This window comes from Gelidibacter salicanalis, from assembly GCF_007997285.1.
GTDB classification, from domain to species: Bacteria; Bacteroidota; Bacteroidia; order Flavobacteriales; family Flavobacteriaceae; genus Gelidibacter; species Gelidibacter salicanalis.
In genome coordinates this window covers 128,756-142,200 of record NZ_VORX01000004.1, presented here as the reverse complement: position 1 = coordinate 142,200, position 13,445 = coordinate 128,756, and the positions used below count along the sequence as shown (strand labels likewise).

General features: G+C 39.2%; 13 protein-coding genes. 6 read left to right on the top strand and 7 right to left on the bottom strand.

Annotated features, from left to right (window positions below; all coding sequences use genetic code 11):
• The 4 genes from ES711_RS09990 to ES711_RS09975 all read right to left on the bottom strand — a co-directional run bounded on the left by ES711_RS09990 (position 1) and on the right by ES711_RS09975 (position 5,810).
• Entirely contained in the window at positions 1-2,139 is a 2,139-nt protein-coding gene (locus ES711_RS09990; RefSeq protein WP_146893153.1) for a catalase, read from the bottom strand.
• A gap of 221 nt (positions 2,140-2,360) precedes the next feature.
• The gene (locus tag ES711_RS09985; RefSeq protein ID WP_146893151.1) at positions 2,361-3,125 is read right to left on the bottom strand and encodes an exodeoxyribonuclease III; all 765 of its coding nucleotides are present in this window, start codon (positions 3,123-3,125) and stop codon (positions 2,361-2,363) included.
• 87 nt (positions 3,126-3,212) lie between these two features.
• Complete coding sequence (locus tag ES711_RS09980; RefSeq protein ID WP_146893149.1) at positions 3,213-4,091, bottom strand: universal stress protein; 879 nt, start codon at positions 4,089-4,091, stop codon at positions 3,213-3,215.
• 45 nt (positions 4,092-4,136) lie between these two features.
• The gene (locus ES711_RS09975; RefSeq protein WP_146893147.1) at positions 4,137-5,810 is read right to left on the bottom strand and encodes a BCCT family transporter; all 1,674 of its coding nucleotides are present in this window, start codon (positions 5,808-5,810) and stop codon (positions 4,137-4,139) included.
• Positions 5,811-6,309: 499 nt separating this feature from the next.
• On the opposite strand from ES711_RS09975, the gene ES711_RS09970 reads away from it, so the two are divergent.
• From ES711_RS09970 to ES711_RS09945, 6 genes are all read left to right on the top strand, one after another.
• On the top strand, positions 6,310-6,582 hold the full coding sequence (locus tag ES711_RS09970; protein WP_146893145.1) for a heavy-metal-associated domain-containing protein: 273 nt from the start codon (positions 6,310-6,312) through the stop codon (positions 6,580-6,582).
• Positions 6,583-6,594: 12 nt separating this feature from the next.
• The gene (locus ES711_RS09965; RefSeq protein ID WP_146893144.1) at positions 6,595-7,236 is read left to right on the top strand and encodes a Tll0287-like domain-containing protein; all 642 of its coding nucleotides are present in this window, start codon (positions 6,595-6,597) and stop codon (positions 7,234-7,236) included.
• Positions 7,237-7,272: 36 nt separating this feature from the next.
• Positions 7,273-7,866 (top strand): methyltransferase domain-containing protein, encoded by a 594-nt coding sequence (locus tag ES711_RS09960; protein ID WP_146893142.1) that lies wholly within the window; start codon positions 7,273-7,275, stop codon positions 7,864-7,866.
• Between the two features lie 187 nt (positions 7,867-8,053).
• Positions 8,054-8,662 carry a class I SAM-dependent methyltransferase gene (locus tag ES711_RS09955; protein WP_146893140.1) on the top strand — a complete coding sequence of 203 codons (609 nt, stop codon included), beginning with the start codon at positions 8,054-8,056 and terminating at the stop codon, positions 8,660-8,662.
• 57 nt (positions 8,663-8,719) lie between these two features.
• Positions 8,720-10,051, top strand: a complete 1,332-nt coding sequence (locus ES711_RS09950) for an MBL fold metallo-hydrolase (RefSeq protein WP_146893138.1) — start codon at positions 8,720-8,722, stop codon at positions 10,049-10,051.
• Positions 10,048-10,497, top strand: coding sequence for a methyltransferase family protein (locus tag ES711_RS09945; RefSeq protein ID WP_246139171.1), 450 nt, complete (start codon positions 10,048-10,050; stop codon positions 10,495-10,497). Before ES711_RS09950 ends, ES711_RS09945 begins: the two co-directional genes overlap by 4 nt.
• A gap of 33 nt (positions 10,498-10,530) precedes the next feature.
• Here ES711_RS09945 and ES711_RS09940 read toward each other — a convergent pair whose 3' ends face one another.
• From ES711_RS09940 to ES711_RS09930, 3 genes are all read right to left on the bottom strand, one after another.
• Complete coding sequence (locus ES711_RS09940) at positions 10,531-11,232, bottom strand: ankyrin repeat domain-containing protein (protein ID WP_146893136.1); 702 nt, start codon at positions 11,230-11,232, stop codon at positions 10,531-10,533.
• Between the two features lie 39 nt (positions 11,233-11,271).
• Positions 11,272-12,699, bottom strand: coding sequence for a bifunctional metallophosphatase/5'-nucleotidase (locus tag ES711_RS09935; RefSeq protein ID WP_146893134.1), 1,428 nt, complete (start codon positions 12,697-12,699; stop codon positions 11,272-11,274).
• Positions 12,700-12,802: 103 nt separating this feature from the next.
• Complete coding sequence (locus ES711_RS09930) at positions 12,803-13,435, bottom strand: TlpA family protein disulfide reductase (protein WP_146893132.1); 633 nt, start codon at positions 13,433-13,435, stop codon at positions 12,803-12,805.
• Between the last annotated feature and the right edge of the window lie 10 nt (positions 13,436-13,445).

Sequence of the window (13,445 nt, the reverse complement as noted above, 5' to 3'; positions counted from 1 at the left end):
TTAAACTGGAATTTTTTCAGCTTGTGGCATACGTTTCCAATTGCGATGTTGCTTCATAGCATTGATAAATTTTTGGGGTTCGCTGTTTAAACAAATGGCAGCATCCTCTTTAAATTCCGACACATGGGTGGTTTCTAAAAACTCTACACCTTCACCATCTGCCGCAATAGCTTTACAATGCTTTAATGCTTCATTAATGAATTTCGTATATTTAGCATTCTCCTTCAAGGCCTTGATAGAGTTTTTACCACCGGGCACATAAATGGCATCATAGAGCACACTTTCAGTAGTTGCAATAGCGGCGTCCACTTTTTGTTCCTCGCCCGAATCGCTTTTTACCGTCCCCCCATGAGGTGCAACAACCTTAATCATAGCACCTTCTTTTTCCAAGGCCGCTTTCATAGTATTAAGTTCTGACATTTTAAAGCCATCGCCAACCAATACCGCAACTTGACGGGTCTCGATACTATCAAACTTAGTGTTAGATTGGCTTAATGCCGGATCTTTTTCTAAGTATACTTTCTTTTTTGGAGGTTGAAATTTAGCAACATCCGCATCAGCGCCTATGGCTTGGTTGAGAGGTTCGTCAATCGATTTTGGCACTTTAAGTCCTAAACCTTTAGCGACTTTTTGAGCTAAATCCTCATCAATTTGTGCCACGACATACAACATGCGTTCTTGAATATGTTGGTAGGTACATTTCCCTAATTCAAAGATGTAGGCATCCGTAACATGTTGTTTTTCATAATCGGCAAGACTTCTATAAAACAAGGCAGGTTGCGAAAAATGATCACTAAAACTTTCACTTCTAGTTCTAATTTTTCGTGCATCAATTCGCTCTTCATAAGAGGTAAATCCGCCCTCAGCCATCTTTGCCATATGAGGGCAGCCACCACTCAAGCTATTTGGAAAATAGGCTGTTTGTCCTTTTGGAATATCCATTTGCATCTGTCCATCACGCTGATTATTATGCGTTGGCATAATTGGTCTATTGATTGGAATTTGATGAAAATTAGGCGATCCCAAACGCGACAATTGGGTATCTCTATAAGAAAAAAGTCGACCTTGTAACAACGGATCATTTGTAAAGTCAATTCCTGGTACAATATGTCCAGGCAGAAAGGCCACTTGTTCAGTTTCAGCAAAAAAGTTTTCTGGATTTTTATTGAGCGTCATTTTACCTATGATTTGCACTGGCACCATTTCTTCAGGAATCAATTTGGTCGGATCCAATAAATCGAAATCGAATTTATGTTCATCCTCCTGAGCTACAATTTGAACTCCCAATTCCCATTCCGGAAAGTGACCAGAATCAATGGCATCCCATAAATCGCGACGGTGAAAATCAGAATCGGCGCCACTTATTTTCACGGCTTCATCCCAGGTAACGGAATGCACCCCTAATTTTGGTTTCCAATGGAATTTGACAAAATGTGATTCGCCAGCCTCGTTGATTAAGCGAAACGTATGGATTCCAAACCCTTCCATCATCCGCAAACTTCTAGGAATGGCGCGATCGCTCATTACCCAAATTTGATTGTGAAGGGTTTCAGTTGTGTGCGAAATAAAATCATAAAATGTATCGTGAGCGGAAGCAGCCTGCGGAATTTCTTTATTAGGCTCAGGCTTTACCGCGTGTACCAAATCAGGAAATTTCATGGCATCTTGAATAAAGAAAATTGGCATGTTATTACCAACCAAATCCCAAGTGCCTTCATCTGTGTAAAATTTAACCGCAAACCCGCGAACATCTCTCGCTAAATCTGTCGAACCTTTAGATCCTGCAACCGTTGAAAATCGGACGAAAACAGGTGTTTTTCTAGCGGTATCCGTAAAAATACCCGCTTTACTATACTGTTCTATACTCTCATACAATTCAAAATAACCATGCGCACCACTTCCTCTTGCGTGCACAATACGTTCTGGGATGCGTTCATGATCAAAATGGGTGATTTTCTCTCGGAGTAAAAAATCCTCAAGCAAGGTGGATCCTCGTTCACCAGATTTTAAAGAGTTATTGGTGTCATTTACTTTTAGACCTTGATTGGTGGTCATCACAGTGTCCTTCGTTTCTACTTCAAAACGTTTTAAATCTTCTATTTTTTTAGAATTGGAATTGTCAGGTGTCTTCTTAGCCATCAGATTTTAATTTTTAGAAATTAGCAATGCGTTGCACCATAAATAGGGCAAATGATAATTTAGGATATTAAAATTGATGATTTGCGGGCAGAAAGATTAACACAATAAGTAAATTTTATGCCGTAATTGAAAGTATAATTAAGTTTTGAAATAATTATAAGAACTAATCACAGTTATACGAATTACGAATTATGATTTACAATATAAGCTCCATAGGATTATTAAAGGTTTAAATCAAGCTGAATTGGGCAATGATCAGAGCCATAATAGTCCGATAATATAGAGACGGAATTGATCTTGTCAATCAACATAGTACTCACAATAAAATAATCTAAGCGCCACCCCGTATTGCGTTCCCTGGCCTTAAAACGGTAGCTCCAATAGGTATAGGCAACGGTGTCAGGATGAAAATGGCGGTAACTGTCCACAAAACCTGAAGCTAGCAAATGGTCCATCCCATCAATTTCAATTTGGGTATAACCAGCCGTTTTGTTATAGTTTGATTTATCGTTTTTAAGATCGATTGCGCGATGCGCCACATTCAAATCGCCACAAAGAAGGACAGGTTTAAGCGTTTCTAAATTTTTTAAATAATTTTGAAAATCAAGATCCCACCTCTGTCGGTAATCCAACCGCTCTAAATTTTGTCCAGAATTGGGCACATAGACGTTAACTAAGTAGATGTTCTCAAATTCCGCACAAATGACGCGTCCTTCGGTGTCGTGTTCGGCAATTCCCATGTCGTGAACTACACTTAAAGGTTTTGATTTGCTCAAAATGGCCACTCCTGAATAGCCCTTTCTATCTGCTGAATTGTAGTAGTGATGATATTGACTCAATGGGGACAAGGCTTTTTCAACCTCAGCGTCTTGAGCCTTGGTTTCTTGCAGGCAAAGGATATCAGGGTCTATAGTAGATAAATCTTCAAAAAAATCCTTTTTGGTGATGGCTCGTATGCCGTTAATATTCCAAGAAATGATCTTCATAATTCAACAAACGGTTTTAAAATAATAACACAAGGATTTAAACGGCTTAACACCATTATTCATTTTAGCTACTGTCATCAAATAAACTTAACGAATGACCAATAAAGGCATCTTTCTGTTTCTAATCAGTAAATCATTCGTAACACTTCCCACAAATAACGAGGTAATATTGTTAGCACCTCTTGCTGAAGTGACCACAATATCAAAAGCTCCTTTTTCGGCGTGAATTTCGATTGCCTCCACGACAGATAAACCGCGTCTATCCATATATTTAAATGGAATATCCGCTCTCAATTTATACTTTTTTCTAAATTGAACCACCTTTTCTTTTAAATGGAGTTTAGTTTTGTCAATCGCCTTTTCAGTGTTGATGTAAGGAAAGAAAAACGAGGGAATGTTGTAGACGTGCAAGGCTTCAATATGTCCTCCTGAACGTTCCACTAAACTATCGGCAACCTCAAAACATTTTGCCGAGGCTGAACTGAAATCGGTTGGAATCAACACATGGTCCATGCCATGTCGCGCTTCTTCAGGTACCAACAGAACATTCGCATCTAACATGCGAACCAGTTTTTGAGATAAGGCACCGGTACCTTGCAATTCGTCCTTATTTCCCGTCACCATAATATCAATCTTATACTCTTTGGCAAGATGACTGAGAATACTTTCGGTATAATCATCTGAGGTTATAATTACAGTATGCGGAACCGTAGCCGTATAATGATCGTCTACAGTTTTATTTAAGGCCCTATCAACAATATCTTCAACAGTAATGCCTTCCTCCAAAAAATCATCATACAAATCATACAATTTATACTGTTTGATGTTATGGGTGAAGTACAGATGTTCAATATTCCAAACCTTGCACAAGAAGCTGACATACTTCATTAGGATAGGGTCCATCGCCGTGAGGTCTAAAGCCACCATTAAATTCAACTGGTTCTCTAATTTAATTTTCTTTGTCATGTCTTATTTCAACTTTTATCAGGACTATGTTTTATTAAGATTACTTTACAAATCGGTTATTTTTGGTTGCTTATCCGGATCTTTATCGGGATCAATTTTTTTCAAATTCTTTTCTTCCCGTTCTTTATTCACCAAATCGAGAATGTTTTTTCTGTAGCTTTCGCGCTCCAAAAGCTTCTCTTTTCGCTCGGCCTTCTCATAGTCTTCCGTCATCCCTCGATACAATGAAAAACACATCAACACCAAGAGAATGGCAAAGGGCAACCCAGAAATTGTCACTACGGTTTGCAGTGCATTTAAGCCGCCGCCGTACATCAGTACAGAAGCAATCACCCCAATAGCTACAGCCCAAATGACCCGTTGGTAACGAGGTGTCTTAAGTTTACCCCCAGAGGTAATACTATCCACCACCAAAGCACCTGAATCGGCGGAGGTAATGATAAAACTACAAATTAAGATCACGCCCAATACTTTTAGCAACATGGCCAATGGGAATTTATCGAAAAATACATATAGTGCTGTAGAAATATTGTCGTTTACCGCAGCAATCATAGCCGTATCGCCTAATAAAATATCGCGCATGGTAGTACCTCCAAAGGCACTGAACCATAAGAAAGTGACTAATGCAGGAAGTATCAACACACATAAAATAAATTCTTTTATGGTTCGTCCTTTAGAGATACGAGCGATAAAAGTCCCTACGAATGGTGACCAGGAAATCCACCAGCCCCAATACATAATGGTTCGGGTTTTTTGCCAATCGGTGCCTTGTAACGATTCGGTCCAGGTGGACATATCAATAAAATGCACCAAATAGCTTCCTATATTTTGTATGTATGATTTAAAAATAAAAGTTGTTGGTCCTAAAATAAGCACTAATAAAAAGATGGCAGATGCCACTCTGACGTTCAGTTTACTCAGCATTTGTACACCTTTGTTGACCCCGCTAAAAGCAGAAATAGTGGCGGCAAGGGTCACCCCCAAAATAATGAGCACCTGATAAAATAAGGAACTCGGAATACCAAATACGTGGGTCAATCCGGAGTTGATTTGACCAACGCCAAAACCAATGGTGGTCGCCAATCCAAAGAGCGTGGTAATAACTGCCATGATATCAATTAAATCGCCCATCCAGCCGTGAATCCTATTTCCTAATAATGGATAAAAAGCGGAGCGTAAAGTGAGCGGCATTTTTCTATTAAACGTAAAATAGGCCAAAGACAGCCCGACTACTGAGTAAATGGCCCACCCGTGAATGCCGTGGTGAAGAAACGAAAAGTTGATGGCTTCTTGGGCAATTAATGCCGGCTCATGCCCTGCTAAGCGTGGTGGATTTAAAAAATCGCGCACAGGGTCTGCAATACTAAACAGCACCAATCCGTTTCCGATACCCGCACTGAACAACATGGCAAACCAAGCCCACAAACTGAACTCTGGCTTAGCCTTGTGGCCACCAATACGAATCTTCCCGAATTTACTAAAGGCCATATAAAGGCAAAACACAATGAATAAATTTACGACCAGCGTATAAATCCAGCCGCCGTGCGCGGACACGAAGGTTTGCGCCATCCCAAAATAATAATCGGCTTGCTCTTCAAAAATTAAAGTGAACCCTACCGTAAAAATGATCGCCGCAATGGCGGTTAAAAACACTGTTTTATTGACAACAAGACCTAAAAATCTTGAGGCACTTTCTTTTCTCGCGACTTTTATCGACATATATAATCTAATTTTTCAAATGTTGGTTAATTCGTTATAAAGGTTGCTTAATAATTGGCAACCTTAGTTGAAGTACTCTAAAAATTTAGTGAGGCCCATAATACTATAATAGAAGCAACTTAACAAATTTATAAGCAAAATTTTCTCAAATATTAGCCATGACAAACAGAGTTTCACCTAATATCTGAAATTCAAAGTGACTTCTAGATTTTTTATATAAAAAAATTATAGCCTTTTACTATGAAATCTACTGGACGCATAGCTAAAAAAATCGCTCTATTTATTAATTAGCACGTCAATCCTCGCTGACATATTATGGTGTATATCACGTGAATTTGGACATTTCGCAAGCTTCTAACACTTGCCTTCAAAATTTATGGTATTGAGCTATGTAACATAGGTTACCACCAACTAAGTCTTCTGGAGCTATTTTTGTAGATTAATTCGTGAATTAATTTAAGGTTCACGTATCTAACTTCAACACTTTTTAAAATCCATTATGAACCATACCTCAATTGAAATACAGAATTTAAAATGTGGTGGTTGCGCACATACCATCAAAACCAAACTATCAACTTTAAAGCATATCACTAATTTAGAAGTTAATGTTGAAGAAAATAAAGTTTCTTTTGATTATCTTGATGACGCGGATGCTAATGCCGTCAAAGAAAACTTAAATGATCTTGGGTATCCTGCAGTGGCAGACACCAATTCATTATCGACTAAAGCAAAATCTTTTGTGAGCTGTGCCATTGGCAAACTCTCGCAATAAAATAATCTGATTATGAAAAAAGTAGTTTTTATTGCCGTTTTATGTGTTTCATTTTATAGTTGTAACCAAGAAAAAAAATCCAGCTATATTTCCGTAGAAAAACAACTAGAGAAAAAGAAAGTACCGGAAACTGGTCAGACATCGGTTACAGCTGATACGATTTCTTATGCGGATCGCGGCTTAAACTATGCTCTGAACACTCAAGCAGTTTTGGGGAAGAATTTGACGACGGCAATTAAAAACAGTGGGACTTCAGGAGCCCTTGCCTTTTGTAATGAAAAAGCCTATCCGCTTACCGATAGTATGGGGGTATTACAAAAAGCAACTCTTAAACGGGTAACGGACAAACCCAGAAACCCCACCAATCAAGCCAACACCATAGAATTGGAACACGTGGAAACTTTTAAAGAGGTGATTGCAAACAACGAACAACCCAATCCTATTGTGGAGGATGTTGACGGCAAAATAAAAGTTTTTTATCCCATTCTTACCAACAAGATGTGTCTGCAATGCCACGGCAGGCCTAATAAAGATATTGAAGCTTCAACCCTATCAAAATTGACCATTCTTTATCCGGAAGATAAAGCAATTGGTTATGGCCTCAATGAAGTGAGAGGTATTTGGAGTGTGACTTTTAATAAATCTCCAAAGTAAGAATCTCTGAAATACTTTATTAATTAAATACTACATATGAAATTAACAGAAGACTTTTGGGACAGCCGCTATAAAAACAACGCTATGGGTTGGGATTTAGGAACTGTTTCCCCTCCACTTAAAGCCTATTTTGAGCAATTAACAGATAAGAACTTAAAAATAGTAATTCCTGGAGGTGGCAATTCATATGAAGCAGAATATCTACATCAACTCGGTTTCAGTAATGTCTATGTTGTAGACCTTTCTAAAACCGCCTTGAACAACATTAAACAACGGGTTCCTTCCTTTCCGATCACACATTTAATTCACCAAAACTTCTTCCATTTGTCTCAGAAATTTGATTTGATTATTGAACAAACATTTTTCAGCGCTATTGATCCGAGCTTAAGGACCGAATATGTAACGAAAGCTGCTGAACTACTTGCGGATAATGGTAAGCTTGTAGGCCTACTTTTTGATGCGCCATTAAACACTGATCAACCACCTTTTGGAGGAAGCAAAGCCGAATATCTTGACCTTTTCAGTTCGCATTTTAATATAGTGACTATGGAAAGCGCAAATAATTCTCACCCCAATAGACCTGGCAAGGAACTGTTTATGAACCTTAGAAAAAAAATTACATGTGACTAAAATTTTCGGAAGAGTTTAGATAAACTACAGTCAAAATAAGGAGTTGTGTAACTTATGTTACCGGCGTTCTCCTCAATATTGAGTACTTTTAATAATTAATAAACAGTCTTAAATCGTTTTTATAATAAATCAGAATGTCAATTGAAAATTATTCAGTTTTGATTGATTTTAGACTTAAACTAAATAAATGACTTCAAAAGAACATTGGGAAACTGTTTACGAAACTAAAAATCCAGATCAGGTTAGTTGGACCCAAGATAAACCTACGGTCTCATTGCAACTCATCAGTAATACAAATCTGCCAAAAACAGCTAAATTCATCGACATCGGCGGTGGCGATAGTAAACTTGTAGATTATTTATTAGATGCTGGGTATAGCAATATTACCGTATTGGATATTTCATCTAAAGCCATCGTGAAAGCGCAAGATCGTTTGGGCGAGAAAGCCAAGCAGGTGCAGTGGATTGAAAGTGATATCACCAACTTTCAACCTTCAATATCTTATGATTTATGGCATGACCGCGCTGCGTTTCATTTTTTAACTTCTCAAGAAGACATTCGAGCCTACACAGAATTGACGAAAAACTACGTTAAGGACAGCCTGATTATCGGCACGTTTTCTAAAGAAGGCCCTAAAAAATGTAGCGGATTGGAAATTACCCAATACAATGCGGAAGGTCTTACAAAAATTTTCGGTGAGCATTTTATAAAAGTAAACTGTTTGACAACGGATCACGTGACGCCATTTGATACGGTACAAAACTTTCAATTTTGCAGTTTTAAAAAACAGAATTAATTTACAACTAGTACGAACTCCGGTTGCCTTAAACAACCTCAATTAAAATATATAATTATGACTATTAAACAATTTGAATACAAACCACTCTCCCATTACTCATACGCCATTGTTAGTGAAGGTAAGATGGCGATTATAGATCCTGAACGCGATCCGCAACAGTATTATGATTACGCAAAAGCCAATGATGCAACTATTGTAGCCGTCCTAGAGACCCATCCGCATGCCGACTTTGTGAGCTCGCACCTTGAGCTGCACAAAAAAACGGGCTCCACCATTTATAATAGTGAAAAGTTAGGTGCCGATTATCCGCACCAATCTTTTGATGATGGCGATAGTATTGCGCTGGGAAGAGTCACCTTGAAAGCTTTAAATACACCTGGTCACTCGCCAGATAGCATCACCATTATCGCTACTGAAGGTGATGAGACCGCTCTGTTTACTGGGGATACACTTTTTATTGGCGATGTAGGCCGCCCGGATCTTAGAGAGAAATCTGGCAAGATGAAGGCCAAACGCGAAGAATTGGCAGAAATGATGTACAATACTATAAGTACAAAATTTAATGATCTTCCGGATCATGCGCTCGTTTATCCTGCTCACGGCGCAGGGTCGCTTTGTGGAAAGAATTTGAGTGATGCTGCGAGTAGCACTTTAGGGGATGAAAGAAAATTCAATTGGGCGTTTAAAACCCAAAGTAAAGAAGAATTCATTACGACCCTACTCGATGGACAACCTTTTATTCCCGCCTATTTTGGTTATAATGTTGATATCAATAAAACAGGGGCGGATGATCTAGATCCGGCCATTTCTGAAATTCCATTTTCCGAAAAAGATACCGCTAGGGGGTTAATCGTTGATATGAGGGCTGAAGAAACCTTTAAAAAAGGTCATTTAAAGGGCAGTTTTAATATTCAAGCAGCATCAGATACTGCCAAATTTGAAACCTGGTTAGGGGCTATTGTAAAGCCAAAAGAAACATTTACCTTGGTCATTGATTCCAAAGAAAATAAGGATAAACTGTTAGAACGATTGGCTAAAATTGGCTATGAGAAACAGGTAAAACAAGTAATTACTCTGGCGGATACCGATTTAAAAAAATCAGAACATTTAGATTTAGACGATTTTAAAAACAATCCGGATAACTATACCATTGTGGATGTTCGTAATACCAGCGAAACCAACGAAGGAACGTTTTTTGAACACGCATTGGCTCACCCATTGCATGAATTACGTCAGACCGCTGATACTATACCCACAGATAAACCAATTGTGGTGCATTGCGCTGGTGGTTACCGTAGTGCTGCAGGAAGTAGCATACTCGAAACTAAATTGGAAGGCGCTACTATCTATGATTTAAGCGATGACGTTGAGCAGTTTAAAGATTGAACCGTAAAACACCCATAAAAGATTATGTATTTGTAGGGGTACAACTGCTGCTTTTGGCAGCCTATATGTTACCTCTCCAATTATATAAAATTCAACTTCCCGAATGGCTGCGCTATTCGGGATTGTTTGTTTTAATTCTTGCCGTATTATTTGGAATGATAGCCGTGCTACAATTAAACACGAAGCTCTCTCCATTCCCATCGCCGGTAGCAGATGGCAATTTAATTACTAAAGGTGCTTTTCGTTTTTCCCGACATCCCATTTATACCTCGTTGTTGCTTTCAGGCTTTGGATACGCGCTTTACAATGATTCGCTTTATCAACTATTGCTTATAGGCTGTCTTCTCTTAATATTTTATTACAAATCTAAGTATGAAGAACGCTTATTGATTCAGAAATTTCCAGAGTACAAAATTTACAAACAAAGCACGCGACGCTTCTTTTAAGATTATAGAATACTAGACGAACAACACTAAAATTTATTCGTGCGCATTGGCATCCTTTAGAAGTTGGGCAATGGTTGTCATCCCGCGCTTTTTAGCATGCTGAAGCGGCGTGATGCCATCATTATCAGGAATGTTAACATCAGCTCCTGCCTTTATCAATACATCCACAATGGCAACTTGGGTTTCTCCTGTTGTGCCCAAAACAATCGCTTCCATAAGTGCGGTCCATCCCAAATTGTTAACATGATCTATAGGATACTTTGGAACTTTGGTGAGTAATTTTACGACCTCCAAATGGCGTTTTTCCGCTGCCGGAATTAGCGCAGTGCCACCATAACGATTAAAAATATCGAAACGCGCTCCGTGAGATAGGGTCATTTTCAAGATTTCTAGGTAGCCACTAGCACCAGCATATAAGTGTGGACTGTTCAGCATAGCATCTTGCGCATTGACATCCGCACCCGACACCATGAGTATTTCGGCAATAGTATTATCGTTATTGTAAGTTGCCAACATTAAAGCTGTTCTGCCTTTTTGGTCCTTCACTTCCAAGTCTGGCTGCGATTTTAATATTTCGGTAATGCGTTCAACGTTTCTTTCCGATACGACTTTTAATAGGGAAGTTGAATCTTGTGTAGAATATTCCATGCTTTTAGTGTTGGTCGAGTTGCCACAACCTTGCAAGGGCAAGGAAACCATTAAAATTAATAGTGAAAGTTTTTGAATACTGTTCATAGCGCATTAATTAAAGTGAACTATCAAAGATAACGAACATTATACTAATCGGAAACTCTCTAGTGTATCTGGACTGAAATCAGGATGTTCATTTAAATACGTTTTCATGGCTTCCACCGCTTTCTGCTCGTGAGCCATCCGATTTTTACCGTATTTTTTAGGCACGCCTTGGGTGGTCACAAAACTCACCATGTACGATTTGGTCATTTTGAGGTGCTCACCTTTATAATATATCTCCTGAATGCGATGCCCCTTAGGGTTTTCAATGCGCATATTGATCTGCAAACCTAATACCCGTTTCACATAGCCGCCCATCTGCCCGAACGGATCTTTGCAAAAAGTGCGTTCCAAATTTTCTTCCAACATTTCCTTAATTTCGGCTCCGGTCAGATCTACAGTAGATACTGGTGGATTCATTGGCGTGATATTGTAGAGATCATTTTCTGTGATGTCCCCTACTCCAATCGGCGCTCCGTAGCGCCATCCGTTAGAAAAAACAATCTCCGTTTTGGTAGCGTGGGCGATTGCCTTTAACAGAAAATTATCCATGGTAGAATTCATAGTGCCGTACCGATGTAGAACGCGATCCGTATTGCCTAATACCTTAGTTCTTATGTCATGATAAGGTTCTAAAACCTGATCAACCAATGTTTCCACAGCAGAACTTTTCGGCACTGAATGATCAATTTTTATGAGTTCATAAGTGGAGGAGTTAATTTTATGTTCAATTATTTCTATACTAAATTTTCCTAAAAAGGCGCCATGGCAACCACATTGAACAATCTGCGCACCGTTAATTTCTATGGGGCTGTAAAGTCGGTTATGGGTGTGTGCACTCAAACAAATGTCAATGCCCTCCACTTGTTTTAAAAGTTCGACATCTTGGGGAAATCCGTTGTGTGATAGTAAGATAATCACATCCGCACCTGATGATTTTAAGTGCTGAATGTGTTTTGGAACTTCATCCACTCCTGAAGTGAATTTTAGACCCTCGCCCATTTTTTCGGGCATGACCTTATCTACAATCATCGCACAAATACCGATCACGCCTATTTTAACACCTTCTTTTTCATAGAGCGCTGTCGGTTGGAAAATATGGGAACCATCCTGTTTATACACATTGCAACCTAAAATTGGAAAGGTCAACTGGCTGCTGATTTTCTGTAATTGTGCGGGTCCATACCCAAAATCCCAATGACCAACCAAAGCATCGGGTTGCAATGCGTTCAATATGGGAATCATAGCCTCGCCTTCTGAATCGACCACAGGCTTGGTGCCATGTAAAGTGTCACCACCATCAAATAAGAGTGTATTGGGATTTTCCTTTCGCATCTGTTCCACCAATCCAGCAATATGCGCGTATCCGCCCGCCGTTTCAACCACTTCGCCCGTAGCGTCATAAAATAATTCAGGATGCGGCGCGAGATAGCCGTGGACGTCATTTATAAATAAGATGTTCAGTTTCATAGCAGTTATGTGTTTCTTACTTCCAAGTACGGATTAATTTTTAGCACTTCCAAAAAATGGATGGATCGTTGATTTGCAATTCCATCCCTTACGTGGTTAATAATTATTTTAAACTTCTTAAAAACTCTTTAAATTCTGAGTTGCTATAATCGGCCATACCTTTATGGGTTAATGCCAAATTACCTGCCGCATCAATGACATACGTCGTAGGAATTGCCGAAGATTGATACATCGGCGGCAAATTACTCGCGGGCGCATATATTGGCAGATCGTAACCTTTTCGTTTATCGAAAGCCTTCGCCAATTCAAAATTCTGGTCTAAGGAAAGGATGACGAATGCTACCTCATCGCCCATTTCCTCATGAAGTTTATCGATACTAGGCATTTCAGCAATACACGGCGGACACCATGTGGCCCAAAAGTTCATAAAAATGACTTTACCTTTTAAATCTGCAAGAGATGTAATGTTGCCGTCTCTATCCATTAATTTCAGACTGAAATCAGCTTGATTTGTCGTTGCCAAAGTAGCGGTGTCACTTGAATTTTCAGAATGCCGCACCTGTGTGATGTCCTTAACGTCAGGATTCATAAGTCCAGTGGCTAACAGCCCGCGTTGGGCAAAACCAATCACCTCAGTATGCAAGCCAGTGGCGTAAAGCGTGATGGCTATTGCGGCAAAAATGCCGTACTGTATCCAAGTTTTCTTGGCGTTTTTATTGTTATTATCTTTTTTCATCTGAATTCTT